This window comes from Candidatus Methanoperedens sp. BLZ2, from assembly GCF_002487355.1.
GTDB lineage: Archaea > Halobacteriota > Methanosarcinia > Methanosarcinales > Methanoperedenaceae > Methanoperedens.
In genome coordinates this window covers 21507-37147 of the sequence record NZ_NTMG01000073.1, presented here as the reverse complement: position 1 = coordinate 37147, position 15641 = coordinate 21507, and the positions used below count along the sequence as shown (strand labels likewise).

The following is a 15641-nucleotide window of genomic DNA, read 5'->3' as shown; positions in this document are numbered from 1 at the left end:
TCCGAAAGGGGGGGAACTTCTGAGAGGGGGGGAACTTCTGAAAGAAGGAAATCTTCTGAAGAAGAAGTGGTTGTGAAACGCAGTGGGAAAGATATAGAAGTTACATTCTCAAGTGAGCAGGAGGCCCAGGATTGGGAAAGTAGTATAAGGCCAATGCTTGAAGAAAGCGGTTATCACTTTACAAGAGTGAAACCTGCTGCAGAGGCTGCAGAGGCTGCCGGGTAAATAATCTCAAATGCCCGGTGGGTCAACCGGGTTATTCTTTTTAATTATGAATAAAAATTTATATTTTCGAAAGTACTACTAATACATTTGTCGTAACCGGATTTGATTTGTTTTCACCAAAGTCTTATATATTCTAAAGACAGTTAGAAATAAGATTACAGGCTGTTCTGGCAGCATCATTTACGGCAGTGAAATGTTCATTCTATTTTCTGCAGTTATGTTTGCCCTAGCAGACGGTAATTTAATGTAAGGATGTGTAAAACTTGAGTGAATATCAGGAAAAAGTTGCTCCGGTAAAAGTCGGAGAAAGCTATGATGTATCGATTGATGATATTGCAAAAGAAGGCGACGGAATTGCCAGGGTAGAAGGCTTTGTCATCTTCGTGCCGCAGACAAAAGTCGGCGATAAAGTAAAGATAACAGTTAATAAAGTAATGCGCAAATTCGCGATCGCAGAAAAAGTGGCAGAATAATTTTTATTCTGCTTTTACTTTTAATTATAATTTTTTGTTGGTTTTTGCTGCATTTTTTCTTATATCATTAAAAAAGTTCATTAGTGAATACTTGGCGCGTTCAGGTTCTACATCTATGATCTCTGCTCTTTCTTCTTCAGGGAAGAATTTGAACACTGAATATTTCCCATAACGCTTACCTGATGTGGACGTATAACGCCCGTCGAGCAGCACACGCGCCCCATAATCGCCGGGTGAGCGAACCACACGCCCCAGCGCCTGCCGCACCTTCCTGATCGTGGGGATTTCAATTGCATATTCCCAGCCGTGCCCGAATTCAGCGTCATATGCGGATTCTACGGCGCGCGTCCTGTCATTCAATGCAGGATATCCAACACCCACGATGACCACTGTCCTTCCCCGGTCATTCTTGTAATCAACGCCTTCTGTGAGCGTTCCCCACATATAGGATATTAGCACGGCTTTCTTCCCTGATTCACCCAGCCTGAAAAATTCCTCCCTGATCTGCTGCGCCGAAACTCCTACCTCATCCAGGAATAGCGGATTATCGCATTTTATCCGGTTCTTGTACTGGGTTGCTTCATAAAAGCTAGGGAAAAATATTATCACGTTCCCGTCAGATTGTTCAATTATATCAGTAAGGACTTTTGTGATCACTTCCTTTGTCTGCGGGCTGTCCCTGTCCTTTGAAAATAAAGCCGGGACAGATACTGCTATGGTAAGGCGCTTTTCTTTCGGAAAAGTCAGACCGAACGATAATTCACACGTAGGCCGTGAGATTCCAAGCGTTGCTTTAATTGTTTCAAAAGGCGCAAGTGTCGCTGACATAAGGATTGCGCTGTGGACAGAATTAAATAATGGCGCTGTGACATTTTTAGGGATGCAGGTGAATAATTCAAGTCTTCCTGATATCTCGGAATTCTGGCGCTTTACATTCAGGATCGGATAATAGCTTTTATCTTTTGAGAATTTAACATAATCCGAAAGAAAGATCGCTGTGATGAGGCTGCTGCATATTTTTTTAATATGGCTTTTCCCCTCATTGAATTGTTTTTCATAAAATGCATCAACAGTCAGTCCGAAACTCCTCAAACGTTCGATGGTCTCATCGAGCTTCTTAATTCCTGCCTTATCAATAGCCAGCGTTAGTTTTTCCCGGAACATATCAGTACGCTCCTGGGGATCTGCGATCCTTAAATCATACCAGTCCCTGCCCACTCTTTCGCGTTCCCCGAACTTTTTATCAAGAATGATATTATATGTTGATCGTATTGTATCAAGGAGAACCTGAAGCAATATTTGAACATCAACTGAAGCAGAAGCTGCCTCGTTCCCTTCGACTTCATCAAGCGCCCGTTTTAAAGTAAATTCGGTGAGCGTCATGGATGAATGGGAGCGTGCAGCGGATTCAATATTGTGCGCTTCATCGAAAATGGTAATAACATCAGCAAGACCTTTATCCAGCCATCCAAGTACATTTGTTCGGATATCCTCATTAAGAAAATGATGGTAATTGCATATCAAAAGGTCGGCTTCTTTCATGTAGCGTTTTAGCAGTTCGTATCCGCACGCATCATTTGATAAAGCCCAGTCTGCCACCTCTTCAGGCGTGCGCACACCACCGAATAGCCACCCGCGGAAATCATCGGTGTCACTTTTAAGTAATTTATAAAGATAGTCACATGAGTTTTTCCTTGTATCATGAAGCTGCCTTTCTTCCTTATCAAATTCCTGGCTCAATTCCCTTTGGATTTGTATGAGGCTTGTATCCTTATCCCGTTTTATCTTATCCCTGATAGATTTCATTTCGTTTTTCAATTGCCCGACATCTTTTTCCTGCTCCATTAATTTATAGGTATTGTCCCTTAGCAAACTGCATGTGTCATAATCCATATCCGGCTTTGGGCACATCAGCATTTTACCTTTAAGCACAACAACTTTTAATTCGGGCTGGTTTTTTTTTATTTCCCTTGCCTCCTCAATGAATTGCGCCATCTGCTGATGGACATTCGTGGCAATAATTACTGTTTTTTTCTCAGTTTTCCCGATATGAAGAGCAGGAGCAAGAGAACTCAGGGTTTTACCAGTGCCGCATGCCCCTTCGAATAAAACCACCTGCTTTTTTATCAGAGCATCATGAATGGCCTGCATCGCTTCCAGCTGGTTCGGATAGCATGATTTTTTGGGAAAATAGCGAAGATAGTCCTGTTTCATCGGCGACCATAGGATTCGATATAATATAAACAGTACGATTGTCAGGAGTAACCCTGAAATTTGTTTCTGATCATAATAAAATACTCAGTAGCACGAAAATAGCCTTTAGTTAGCACCAGCATTTATATCAGTACCACTACGAATTAGGTAATATAAAAATGGATACGATCACAAATAAGGGGGAAAAAATGAACTCAATGGCTGTAGTCAGGGCAGATGATGCATCGAAAGTGAAAATAGCACTGTACGACCTTGTCAGGTATGCAAATTTGACTTTTTCAGATCAGGCAAGAAAATTGGAACCGACTTTTGCAGATAACATTCTTACGCACATAATGAAAAGTCCATTAAGAGGGTGTTGTTCGTCTGCTGCGATAGTTCCTCTTGAGGACCAGGCAAGTGTCGCAATTGGAAGACTTCGAAAAATACATCCGCCTGCGCATGTTATAATTGTAAGTCCGAGGCATGAGATATATCACGAATTAGTAAATTATGTAGATATATTGCCAGAGATAGATGTTAATTTTGAGCAGAATTTCGGATTTGAAGCTGTCCGCGAAACTGCGAAAGAAACTGTAGGAGTTTAAAATAGATATTCAAATAATTTTTTAAATTTTTATTCATTGTTTTTTTTGTTTAGTTAATCGGAATTTTATTATTTTCGAATTTTATTACCCTCCTTGATTTTGTATCTTAATCGAACAAAAACATATACTTTTTAAATAAGAAAGTATTTACCAATAATAAAAAAGAGTGTATAAGATGACATTAAATGCAATACTCATAACTGGAAGAACAATAAATCAGGGAGCAACTATTGAGAATAAAACTTCTTCGGACTATCAGGAAGCAACTGCTTATTGTGAACTGAACCCAAAGGATATAGGTATCCTGGGAATAAGTCCCGGAAGCCGCGTATTGGTTAAAACAGATCACGGTGATGTGGTTGTGAAATTAAAAGAAAATAAAGGAAATCCTGACGGAATGGCTTTTATCCCCATGGGCCCGTGGGCAAATGCAGTCGTCGATCCGGATACCAAGGGCTGCGGGATGCCGGGATTCAAAGGTATTCCTGCGCGGATAGAACCTACGGACAAGAAAGTATTATTAATGAAAGAACTGATCGCGAGGTATAAGTAATGACAGTAATAACAGATGCACTCTGCCCTTTTTGCGGCTGCCTGTGTGATGACCTGACAATCGTTGTGGAAGATAACAAAATAACCGATGTTAAACAAGCATGCAAACTCGGCGCATCTAAAATAATGGGACATCACAGAATAAAAGCCCCCATGATGAGGAAAGACAAGAATTCCGAGTTCAAGGAAGTATCTTATGAAGAGGCAATTAACGAAGCTGCAAATATCCTTTCAAATTCAAAAAGACCTCTTTTGTACGGATGGGCATCGGCAGTGTGTGAAGTCCATAAGAAAGGCATTCTTCTTGCTGAGGAGCTTGGAGCAATTATTGACAACACGGCAACAGTTTGTCATGGCCCATCCACCCTTGCAGTCCATGAAAAAGGTCTTCCGTCAGCCACCCTTGGCCAGGTAAAGAACAGGGCAGACGTTATTGTATTCTGGGGAAGCAATCCGGTACATGCCCATCCCAGGCACATGGGGAGATATTCTGTGTTTGCAAAAGGATTATTCTCTGAAAAAGGTAGAAAAGGACGCAAAGTCGTTGTAGTGGATGTACGAAAAACAGATACGGCAAATATGGCAGATCAATTCGTGCAGTTAGAGCAGGGCAGTGATTACCTTGTGATTTCGGCTCTCAGGGCAATACTTTCAGGACATGCGGATGTTGTGCCGGAATCGGTTGGAGGCGTGTCCAAAGAGCAGCTTTCAAAACTTGTGGATACATTAAAAACAGGAAAATTCGTCGGGATTTTCTTTGGAATGGGACTTACCCAGAGCAAATCAAGGTATAAGAACATTGATAACGCCATCTCTTTAGTAACAGAGTTGAACGCGTTTACAAAATGCGTTATTACGCCGATGCGAGGCCACTATAATGTTACCGGATTCGGAAATGTGTGCGCATGGGAGACAGGATTTGCAACAGCAGTGGATTTTGCACGCGGCGCTCCTTATTACAATCCCGGTGAAACAGCGGCAAACGATGTGCTCTTAAGAAAAGAAACAGATGCAGCAATGATAATAGCAGGTGATGCAGGCGCTCATTTCCCGGCTGATTCTGTCAGGCATCTTGCAAAGATCCCGGTTGTCCAGATAGATCCTTACTGGAATCCAACGACTGAAGTAGCAAATGTTGTCATTCCAGTGGCAATTTGCGGCGTGGAGGTGGAAGGTACGGCATACAGGATGGACGGCGTATCACTCAGGATGAGAAAGATGGTTGAACCCACACATCTGCCTGACACTGAGGTACTTGAAAAGATAACAGAACGAGTGAAAGCATTGAGAGGTGAATAAAATGGAACTTCTTATAAAGAACGGTTCGGTTTATGATCCGTCTAATGGAATAAATGGTGATAAGGCCGATATCTCCATAAAAGACGGAAAAATCGTGAATGAGGTAAGCAGCAAAGCCACAGTGATAGATGCTGGCGGAAGGCTTGTAATGGCAGGCGGCGTTGATGCACATTCGCATATCGCAGGTGCAAAAGTCAATGTGGGAAGAATAATGCGCCCTGAAGATGCGCGATCAGGGATAAGTCCAAGGACAAAGCTAACAAGACCTACTACAGGTTATACTGTGCCAAATGTCTATGCTATGGGATACCGCTATGCACAGATGGGTTATACAACGGTCTTTGAGGCAGCGCAGGCAATAATGAAAGCGCGCCACACCCATGAAGAACTTGAAGAAATACCCATTATCGACAAAGGCGCTCTTACGCTATTCGGGAGTAACTGGCCCACTATGGACTTTGTGCGGGAGAAGAACATGGATAAGCTGGCTGCTTATATATCATGGGGTCTTCTTGCAAGCAGGGGATTTGGCGTTAAATGCGTAAATCCGGGTGGAGGCGAGATGTGGGGCTTTGGCAAGAACGTTACAGGTCTTGATGATGTTGTCCCGAATTTTGATGTAACCCCAAAAGATATAATAGTGTCGCTGATGAAGGCCAATGAAATGCTGGGGCTTCCGCATTCGGTGCATCTGCACTGCAATAATCTTGGAAAGCCCGGCAACTACAAGACAACACTTGCAAGTATGGAACTTGCAAACCAGGTCAAAGCCAGCAGGAACAGGCAGGTGTTGCATGTTACTCACCTGTTGTTTAATTCAATGGGCGGAACGAACTGGGGCGACTTTGAATCAAAAGCCGATGAAGTAGCCAATTATCTTAACAATCACGATAATGTAACAGGTGATATGGGACAGATGATATTTGGCAGCGCCACCACCATGACTGCCGATGGTCCTGTTCAATATGCAAACGCAAAATTACTGCATGCAAAATGGGGCAATGGTGATGTTGAACTTGAAGATGCATCAGGCGTTGTACCGTTATATTATGTCAAGCAGGTATCAGTCTATGCTATCATGTGGGCCACAGGGCTTGAACTCGGGCTGCTTACAAAAGACCCGTATAAAATGCTATTGACCACTGACCATCCCAATGGCGGGCCGTTCGTGAATTATTCGGAGGTCATTGCGCTTCTTATGAGCAACAAGAAGCGCCAGGAAGAAATAAAGACCGTTCATGAAGCTGTTCATTCAAAAACAAGGCTTCCGGGAATTGACCGCGAACTTGATTTCAGTGAGATCGCAATAATGACAAGGGCTGGCACTGCAAAGGTACTCGGGCTTCTTGATACAAAAGGTCATCTCGGAGTTGGCGCAGATGCTGATGTTTCCATATACGACATCAAACCTGACCAGATAGATCCATCAGTTGAACATGCAAAGATAAAGAGCGCGTTCTCATCAGCCGCATATACAATAAAGGGCGGACAGGTTGTTGTAAAGGACGGCCAGATCACAGCAACACCAATGGGAAGGACATACTGGGTGGATGCAAGGGTTCCTGAAGAGCATACAAATGAAATGATGAAAGACATTGTTAAGAAATTCAAGAACTATTACTCGATACAGCTTGCAAATTACATGGTACAGGATGAATATCTAACTCATCCCAAGGTCATTAAAGCCGGAGCAATTCCCGTAGAGGTGAGCTAAAATGCAAACGGTTACCATTAAACCAAAGAAAGAGATCAGGATTTCAACTGAAGCTGAGAATATCTCACCTGATAAATTCGCCGGTAAAACGGAAACAGAGATCCAATCCATGGAAGCATGGACCGGGAACCAAAAGACGACTATCGGGGAGCTTTTCTCAGTTAAGGTGGAAGGTTCTGCTCCGGCAGCAGATACAAAAATCGTGATGGAAGGCGATTTTTCCCGCGTTAAAAGGATCGGGGAAGGAATGTCCGCAGGACTAATGATCATCAATGGCAACGTGGATATGCATCTTGGCTCAAAGATGAGCGGCGGAAAGATATCAGTAAAGGGAAATGTTGACTCATGGGCAGGGAGGGAAATGAAAGGCGGCGAGTTGATCGTGGAAGGAAATGCGGGATATTACCTTGGCGCCGGATATCGCGGTGAGAGCTGCGGCATGCGCGGCGGGAAAATCACTGTAATGGGAAATGCCCTTGATTTCCTTGGCGAGCATATGTGCGGCGGCGAGATCATTGTTAAAGGCAATACAGGGATTCTCCCCGGATTGAGCAACAATGGCGGCAAGATCGTGATCGAAGGCAATACCAGCCGTCCTGGAAGCGAGATGTCAAAAGGCACGATAATTGTCAACGGGACAGTGGATGAGATGATGCCTGTATTCAAGCTGGAAGGTAATGAAGCAGTTGATGGAGTGACGTATAAGAAATATACTGGTGATGTTATAGTTAATGGAAAAGGTCTGCTTTACATTAAGTAAGCATCATCGTTTTTATTTTTTGTGTATTGACACTTTTTATTGCGAACAATCACTGGACTCCGCTTCGCTAAAGACCGAGGCATCATGTGGATGCTCGATGGTTCAGGATTCGAGATACTATGATGATTTTTCAGAAATAGCTACATATTTTGCAAATGATTTTGATTCTGGAACAGGTAATTTATCCTCCAATCTTTCTATATTTAAACTCAGGAGCAATATCACTTATAAAATTCAAAGATCTGATAATCTTCTTACCAGATACAGAAGGGAGTTTAGGCACTTGCCACTTCCACCCTAAAAACTTCAGTATACGACTGCGCTTGTTCACGTGAGACTTCAAGAACCAGTTGAATTGCTTCTTTAATATTATCGAGTGCTTCTTCTTTTGTATCTCCTTCACTTATCGCTGCGGGAAGCTCAAGACATTGGGCGGTATATCCACCTTCATCAGATTCTTCAAGTTTTACTGTGAATTGCATGTTCGATAATTAGATTTGCAGTTATTAAAAGTATGGTTATATGCCGTTACTATTCGCGCCTAATTTTTAGCATTTTGGGAGTTGCTTTGCTTTACATCGCCCTTCTGGAGCATGAGTGTGAGCGCGATTGCGCAGTAACGTAACTCCGCACTGGAAGGTACGGAGCATCCACGCGCGGGTGCATGAGGGCATCTATCGCTTATTTCCTGACCTCGCCAGTTAGCCTATAAAGGGATATTACATTTCAGAAGTTTTGGTGAAAAACCTTGCATGAAAATGTAACATTCCCTATAGGCAGTATTGTAATGCTCGATAGAATTGAAAAAGATTATGGTTACTTTGATTTTTTGTTCGATAAAATCGGTGGAAAAGCAAAGGATTTCCAAGAAATCATAAAATCACTGATATATAACAAATTGACGAACAACGTTTCAGTCAATCAAATTCTAAACATATACCCCGACGAAGTTTTTGGATATTTGGGATTAAAAGAAACACCAGCAGAACGAACTTTTTACAGGACTATTGAACGGATCGGAGATAACTTCGGAATCATCTTGGAACTCTATCAACAATTCCTGGCAAAATATAACCTCATATCAAAAGAGCAATTCGTGGATTTCTCATCCACATATTTTGAGGGAACTAAACAGGAGTTAGGAGCCTTAGGTTACTCAAGAGATGGTGCTTTTGGGAAAAAACAAATCACCTTTGGGATTAGCACAGGAATCAATGATCTTCCAACCGCACTAACGATACAAAAAGGAAATGTCCAGGACAAAAAGCATTTCGATCACATTTTTAATGTGGCAACAAAAGTATTGGACAAGGGCAGCATCTTGATATTTGATTGTGGAGCCAACACAAAAACAAACAAAAAAATGGTCCGTAATGGAGAATATCATTATCTCACTTTAAAAGCAAAAAAAAGGGAAAGAAACTTGGCTCGGTCATAACAAAAGATGGTTACATTATTCTGCATGGAAGTTTGCAGAAAACTTTTGGTCCGATCGATAATCCTTTTATCAATGGATTAGAGGGATTTTTCTCTCTTGAAAGTTCCGTCGATGATGAACCCAAAAAAATCCTATCTCTTTATAAAGATAGGGATAAAGCTGAAAAATTCATTCGTGGTTTAAAAGATGGGTTAGAGTTGAGACCGATACGACATTGGAGTAATCTTGCAGTTAAAGGATATCTACTGCTTACGTTCCTCACGAATTTTTTGGTCAATTTGACCCTTTATTTAGCAAAAAAACCAATAGTAAGAGACATAAGGTTACTCAGGAAATTCCTGAACATTTTGACACTTACTGTGGCATACCCTCAAAATAGCTTCAAATTTACAGTACTGTCAAATATTTCAAAAGAAGTAGTCAGTATTTTTGGGGATTTTATTAAAAAATATGAGGATAATAGTCTGAAATTACGCTGGTAAACCGTCATCTGGCAAATTGTATAAAGGGATTAAAATTCGTGACGTTTAGCCGTGGGTGGCGAAGTCAGGTTATTTGTTGCTAAGACATAAATCGATAAAAAGGGGCACGGAAATAACATAGGTGTGAGTTCTCCTTGAAAGACTTCTCAATCATGTTTTTATATATGCATATCGTAAAGATGTTAATAAACATGATGAATTTAGAAACCGAAGTAAGGGATATAAAGCGGTATGTAATCGAGATTTCAAAAAAGGTTGATGAGCTACTATATGAAAAAGAAATCGTTTCGTTGATGAAGCTTTCCGAAAAGTCATTATCAAGTTTCTTTGATAATGAACCAGATATTTATAAAATAGCGGACTTAAAGGTCAGATATAAATGAAAGGAAAAATAGTGCTTGTGCCTTTTCCATTTACTGATTTAACCGCTGCAAAGCTTAGACCTGCTTTAGTGTTATATGAAGGCGATAAAGATGTAATCATGGCATTTATTTCTTCAAAATTACCATCTGAACCCTCTGTGGTAGATGTTTTAATAACAAAGAATCATTCTGCTTTTAAAAATGCTGGACTGAAATTGGATTCGGTCATAAAGCTAGATAAAATCGCAACTGTGCTGAAAGATTTAATTGTAGGCGAGATTGGGGAGCTTAATGAAGAACTAAGGAAAGAAGTGAATCAAAAATTAAGAAAGATACTGGAGATATAAAGGCAAGTTTGTTAATAAAAATCCTTGGTCATCAGTTGGTTATATCTGCTTAGCATCTCTTTCCGTGTCCCTCATTTTTAGCGCTCCGATGGTCATTCAGGTTCAAGATATTCAAACGGATGCACAAGAACGCCTATCGTTGGAGTCACGGACTCCGCTTTGCTAAAGTCCGAGGCATCAACGTAGTGCATGAGTTTTTCTATCTCCTATTTGGTTGTTTCGGCCAATGTCCATAGGGAAGGGGCACGTACAGGCATATGAGTGATTGCTCTTCTGTGCCTCTTTTGTCCTGAATCGTTGTGGATATAAGGTCGGTAAATTGCGAATGAAATTCATGTGTTTGGCTTTCAAGTTCATACACTAAGCATACGTGTATGAACTCCCTGACAAGAACGAAACATCAGGTTAATATATTCAATGGAATATGATTGTTTCTCGCAAAGAATAAGACTTCATCAAACTTTTGGAGTTGATTATGGTTACACATGTTTCTGTAAGACTTTCATGGCATGATCGTGGTTGGGATGGCTGTATTTGCAATGAACCAAAGAAAAATGTATATTGCGGGGGATTTTTTTCTGTTAATGCTGAACGAATTAGATATAACAAAGATAATGAGTGGGAAGAAAGTAATCACGGTAAGCCGTGTCGCTATTTAAAGAATCAGTCCCCACCATGTACTGAAACAATAAATGTTTTTGGTGAGCAGTCAATAGGGCATATTCATCTTCCAAAAGAGTTCTTAGAAGGAGCAGAAGAACTTGAAGAAACACTTCCTCCGCATTCTTCTGGCACATGGCCCTTTGAAGAAATGTGGGATGAGAAAGGTAATAGACGCGATCCAGATGAGAGGAAGGAAATAGCTGAGGAATTTTTTTCTGATTTAAAGAAAGGAGAGGGAGTCAGCCTGATATTTTATTACTGTAACTATGATAATCCTATCACTGGACAGGATAGAAAATATCTTCTTACAGGGATTGTACGACTGAAAAAAGTCGGAGGATTTAAGAAATGGCCACAAATTCCGACGAATATATCGGAAAAATACGGCGATTTTGTCTGGTCCATTACATTGGAAAGCGCTTATCCCAATGAGGGGATAAGGATTCCGTATCAAGAATATATGGATAAAAAAATTGATCCAGCTTCAATTGCTATAATAGTTTCTGGAGACCTCACTAGGCGATTTAAATATGTTTGTCGGCATGTGAGTGATGATGAAGCTATTGGACTAATTGATCAGGCAATCAAATCAATAAAGAAAGTTATAAAGGATAATTACCTTCCTGATGCTGGTTATTGGGATTCAAAATTACAATGGCTAAAACAAATACGAAAGGAGTGTTGGGAGAGTCGCGGTCTTTATCCTGGACTTACGAATACATTGGAATACCTAAATTTTCCAAATCCTTCAGCCTACGTGCGGATTGAATTGCCTAAGAAAAATCCAAACGATTTACGTGAGTATATTTTTGATCGTTTAGATGGTAAAATAAAAATGAATACCGAAGAACTGGAGAGATACGGTGATGCAGCTCAGCGATATAGAATACTTAAAAGCTCACCTACAACGGAAATTATTTCCAGATTTTGTCGAGAAAGACTTCCATTTTTTGACTTGACTGCTGATCAAATAAAAAACATTCTTGGTGATAGCCATGACAAATATTCTATTACCTCTGGTCTGAATGAGATATTTGATAATCCCTATTGCCTATGTGAGGAGTATATTGGAAAAGATATTGAAGATACAATAGGTTTTCATCGAATTGATCATGGAATGATACCATCTGAGGAACTTGGTAAGAATATACCACGCATCAAATTTGATGATCCAAGACGATTGCGGGCACTGATGGTAGAGCAATTAAAAGCTAGTGCGAACGAGGGACATACATTTATTGACCGTTCAGATCTTTTCGCGGCCATAGAAAAATGGCACAAAGATAACGATCCTGATAGTCTATTCATTCTGGACAAGGCAATTTGGGAACAGCATAAAGTTATTTTTACTAAGAAACTTATGATGGATATAGCCGATGGAATAGAAGCTATTTTTCTCAATTCAATCCATGCAGATGAAAGAATAATTCGTAAAGAGATAGTCAGTTTCTTGAATGAAGAATTACTTCCCTCCTCAAAAATTGACTGGAAAAAGATTCTTAATGTTTTTCAATTAGAAGATAAAGAGCATCCTTCTATAAGAGAGGCCATCGCAGAACAAGCATGTGCTCTTGAAACAATGTATAGAGCACGCTTTAGTGTACTAACAGGAAGTGCAGGTACAGGAAAGACAACAGTACTCCGTTCGCTGGTTAAGGGTATCACAGATAAGGAACCTAATCATAGTTTCCTCCTACTTGCTCCTACTGGAAAGGCAGCTATAATATTGGGATTAAGGGTACAACGTGAGGCGACAACGATTCACACTTTTTTAATGGGATTGGGATGGATCAATCCTCTTAATTATACGCTCAAAGAACGAAATAATAGAAGGAAAGGCAACCCTGGAACTATTATAGTTGATGAAGCATCAATGCTTAATGTAAGTCTTTTTGCAACGTTAGTTCGCGCCATAGATTTAGGCACCGCAGAGCGCTTGATTTTAGTGGGTGATTCAGGTCAATTACCCCCTATAGGTCCAGGGAAACCTTTTGCTGATATTATTGATTATCTAAAGAAAGACGATAATAGGGAGCATAATTATTTGGCTGAGCTTACTGTGAATTGTCGTCAAGCGACCGGAAGTCGTGCAGCATGGCTTGCTTCTCATTTTACTCGAACTCTCGATAGACCAGACGAAGAAATTCTATGGGATGTTGAAAGAGGGATATCAAAAGGCGATTTTTCTGTATACACATGGAATAATGATGAAGACCTTTATAAGCTTATTCCGCAGGTTCTTGAAAATGCTATTGCTATGCTTGAGGGTAAAAAGAAATTATCTGGTACTCTCGGAGATCGTTATAACTATGTTCACGGGCTCAACGATTTGTATTCTCCCAAGAAAAATCTGGAAGCTATACAACTTCTTGCACCTTACAGACATACTCCTTCAGGTGTGGAATATCTAAATCAAATAGTTCAGAAGCTATTGAGAGGAGAAGATATTGTAAAGAAATATCAGTTTGCTGGGTATGTTCATTATGACAAAATTATGCAAATAAGGAATTATACATACTATGCATGGAACCATAATGAGAATAAGAGTATTAAAAATGAAGACACTTATGTGCCCAATGGCACATTAGGATTCGTTTTCCCAAAACGACATTTTAATCAGTTGCAGGCAAAATTCCCTAAAGATTTTATCAAATATTCATACTACCTAAGCAGATCAAAATGCAATGAACATATAGAACTTGGTTACATTGCTTCGGTGCACAAAGCTCAAGGTAGCCAATTTGATATTACTATAGTAATCCTTCCATCTGAAGCTAGTGATTTCTTAAGTCGTGAACTCATTTATACTGGACTTTCACGTGCCACTGGAAAACTATTCTTACTAATGCAAAAAGACGCTCGACTCCTTAAGGAGAGAGCTTGGGCGGGATACTCTGAAATAGTAAAACGTAATTCTGCATTATTCCGAACAGCAAAAGGCATTCCAAAAGATGGTTTTAAGAGTTTTCATCCAGAGCAGTTAGTTTATGAAGCCTTGCCAGAGCTTCTCGTTCGTTCTAAAGGAGAATTAAGGATAACGCAGGCACTCGCTAGCCATGGTGTTGGTTTTGCTTATGAGAAGCCACTAATATCATTGGATGGAATGTCTTGGAGATTACCTGATTTCACTTTCAAAATTAAACGAAGAGAATATTACTGGGAACACCTTGGAATGCTGGGTACAATCGACTACGATAAAAAAGTGGAACGTAAGAGAAGGTGGTATAAGGAAAATGGTTGGCAAGACCAGTTAATTGAAACTCCTATAGAAGGCATGAATCTTGAAGAATCAATAAAATATATCCTTGAAGATAAATTCGGCTTGGAAAAATGTAGATGAATTTGGAGCTTGTAAATTAGTAAATGCTCAAACCCATACCAAAATTAATAAATAAACGTGGTATATAAAACATCATCGATGATATTTCTTTTTAGCTCCTTATGCGCTTTAATCTCAACTTAGGTCACACTCGTATGCTTGATGTGTTCGCTCAAAAAATAAACTCCCTAATGTTTAAAGGTTAGAGGCTATGAAATTAATGCATATGAAACTACGAATATGTTCCATTTATCCATACTCTTTATTTCCATTTTGTTCTTTTTTGTTTTATTCGTGCCCCATTTTTGGCACCCTTATTGTTATTCTGAATCAAAATAGTTATAATGGATGCACAGACATTTATCGTCCACAGTCACAAACCTCGGACTTAAGAGGCTGTCCGCCAATTACTCTTAGTAATAAAAATTAACAGAAATTTTCCTCCTTTTTCGATTTAAAGCCCTAATATGCCCTATTTTTTTCAATTTTTTGAATTATCGGACAGCGTGTTAAGTACCGAAGCCTGTATAATATGTACCAACCTATTATTCTTAATTTTCAATTACATATTTGAAATGAACTGTTCCATATATGGCGAGCATTGAAGTTTTTAATATTGGCTTAACTACCACCACAGATTGCCACCATCATTTCAAATACAAATGTTTATTTACTTTAGGATTTAAACCGTTTTGTTAGAGCCCCATGGAACTTAAGAAAATCGATAAGATCCTTAATAAGGAACCAAAAGAAGCAGCGGAAGAATTATTGAAAGAGGTTGAAAAAGCATACGGCGAGGTACCGTATATCCTTAATTTTATGAGGCAATCGCCAGAGTTACTTGTTACCAAGGTGCTTTATGATAATGCAATAATCCGGGAATTTAAACGAATGGATGCAAAAACAATAGAGCTTATATCCATAGGGGTTTCGGCAGCTTTAAGATGCGATCACTGCCTGAAAATGCATATCAGGGTGGCGCAGAGGCTTGGGGTTTCAAAAGAGGAGATATTTGATGCGATATTGATCGCAGGGACATTATCCAATGCAGCAGTCCTTGCCGAAGGCACACGCGCGATTGATTCGGAAAAGCAGAATATAGCCGGAAAAGAAAAATGCGAGGTTTGCGGGATATCTGAAGAAAAAAATTAAGTGGAAATTTGGACAGGATCGACAGGATTTACAGAATTAATTATATAAATCGTA

The 15641-nt window shown here is 40.1% G+C and carries 15 protein-coding genes; 13 read left to right on the top strand and 2 right to left on the bottom strand.

Annotated elements, in window-relative coordinates; genetic code table 11:
• A partial coding sequence (locus CL181_RS20595) for a hypothetical protein (RefSeq protein ID WP_176505267.1) occupies nucleotides 1-225 on the top strand: 225 nt, incomplete at its 5' end.
• Nucleotides 226-488: 263 nt separating this feature from the next.
• Nucleotides 489-698 carry a TRAM domain-containing protein gene (locus CL181_RS15710; protein ID WP_097300270.1) on the top strand — a complete coding sequence of 70 codons (210 nt, stop codon included), beginning with the start codon at nucleotides 489-491 and terminating at the stop codon, nucleotides 696-698.
• Between the two features lie 24 nt (nucleotides 699-722).
• Here CL181_RS15710 and CL181_RS15705 read toward each other — a convergent pair whose 3' ends face one another.
• Nucleotides 723-2912 (bottom strand): ATP-dependent DNA helicase, encoded by a 2190-nt coding sequence (locus CL181_RS15705; RefSeq protein ID WP_097300269.1) that lies wholly within the window; start codon nucleotides 2910-2912, stop codon nucleotides 723-725.
• Nucleotides 2913-3100: 188 nt separating this feature from the next.
• Between CL181_RS15705 and CL181_RS15700 the strand changes: the two genes are divergently transcribed.
• The 5 genes from CL181_RS15700 (at nucleotide 3101) to CL181_RS15680 (ending at nucleotide 7824) form a co-directional block, all read left to right on the top strand.
• Nucleotides 3101-3499 carry a DUF356 domain-containing protein gene (locus CL181_RS15700; RefSeq protein ID WP_176505266.1) on the top strand — a complete coding sequence of 133 codons (399 nt, stop codon included), beginning with the start codon at nucleotides 3101-3103 and terminating at the stop codon, nucleotides 3497-3499.
• A gap of 175 nt (nucleotides 3500-3674) precedes the next feature.
• Nucleotides 3675-4052 carry a molybdopterin dinucleotide binding domain-containing protein gene (locus tag CL181_RS15695; RefSeq protein ID WP_097300267.1) on the top strand — a complete coding sequence of 126 codons (378 nt, stop codon included), beginning with the start codon at nucleotides 3675-3677 and terminating at the stop codon, nucleotides 4050-4052.
• A complete protein-coding gene (locus tag CL181_RS15690) occupies nucleotides 4052-5350 on the top strand; it encodes a formylmethanofuran dehydrogenase subunit B (RefSeq protein ID WP_097300266.1) in 1299 nt (432 codons plus the stop codon). Before CL181_RS15695 ends, CL181_RS15690 begins: the two co-directional genes overlap by 1 nt.
• Nucleotide 5351: 1 nt before the next feature.
• The gene (locus tag CL181_RS15685) at nucleotides 5352-7064 is read left to right on the top strand and encodes a formylmethanofuran dehydrogenase subunit A (protein ID WP_097300265.1); all 1713 of its coding nucleotides are present in this window, start codon (nucleotides 5352-5354) and stop codon (nucleotides 7062-7064) included.
• Nucleotide 7065: 1 nt separating this feature from the next.
• Nucleotides 7066-7824 carry a formylmethanofuran dehydrogenase subunit C gene (locus CL181_RS15680; RefSeq protein WP_097300264.1) on the top strand — a complete coding sequence of 253 codons (759 nt, stop codon included), beginning with the start codon at nucleotides 7066-7068 and terminating at the stop codon, nucleotides 7822-7824.
• A 275-nt stretch (nucleotides 7825-8099) separates the two neighbouring features.
• Here the strand turns inward: CL181_RS15680 and CL181_RS15675 are convergent, their stop codons facing one another.
• Nucleotides 8100-8306, bottom strand: coding sequence for a type II toxin-antitoxin system HicB family antitoxin (locus CL181_RS15675; protein ID WP_097300263.1), 207 nt, complete (start codon nucleotides 8304-8306; stop codon nucleotides 8100-8102).
• A 266-nt stretch (nucleotides 8307-8572) separates the two neighbouring features.
• Here CL181_RS15675 and CL181_RS15670 point away from each other — a divergent pair, with 266 nt between their 5' ends.
• From CL181_RS15670 to CL181_RS15645, 6 genes are all read left to right on the top strand, one after another.
• Complete coding sequence (locus CL181_RS15670) at nucleotides 8573-9262, top strand: hypothetical protein (protein WP_097300262.1); 690 nt, start codon at nucleotides 8573-8575, stop codon at nucleotides 9260-9262.
• 32 nt (nucleotides 9263-9294) lie between these two features.
• Nucleotides 9295-9744, top strand: a complete 450-nt coding sequence (locus tag CL181_RS15665; RefSeq protein ID WP_097300261.1) for a hypothetical protein — start codon at nucleotides 9295-9297, stop codon at nucleotides 9742-9744.
• Nucleotides 9745-9935: 191 nt separating this feature from the next.
• The gene (locus CL181_RS15660) at nucleotides 9936-10127 is read left to right on the top strand and encodes a hypothetical protein (RefSeq protein WP_217993198.1); all 192 of its coding nucleotides are present in this window, start codon (nucleotides 9936-9938) and stop codon (nucleotides 10125-10127) included.
• Nucleotides 10124-10453: a type II toxin-antitoxin system PemK/MazF family toxin gene (locus CL181_RS15655; RefSeq protein WP_097300260.1), complete on the top strand. Its 330-nt coding sequence runs from the start codon at nucleotides 10124-10126 to the stop codon at nucleotides 10451-10453. The genes CL181_RS15660 and CL181_RS15655 overlap by 4 nt, the downstream gene beginning before the upstream one ends.
• 475 nt (nucleotides 10454-10928) lie before the next feature.
• On the top strand, nucleotides 10929-14456 hold the full coding sequence (locus CL181_RS15650; RefSeq protein ID WP_097300259.1) for an AAA family ATPase: 3528 nt from the start codon (nucleotides 10929-10931) through the stop codon (nucleotides 14454-14456).
• Between the two features lie 684 nt (nucleotides 14457-15140).
• Nucleotides 15141-15587, top strand: coding sequence for a carboxymuconolactone decarboxylase family protein (locus CL181_RS15645; protein WP_097300258.1), 447 nt, complete (start codon nucleotides 15141-15143; stop codon nucleotides 15585-15587).
• Nucleotides 15588-15641: the final 54 nt, after the last annotated feature.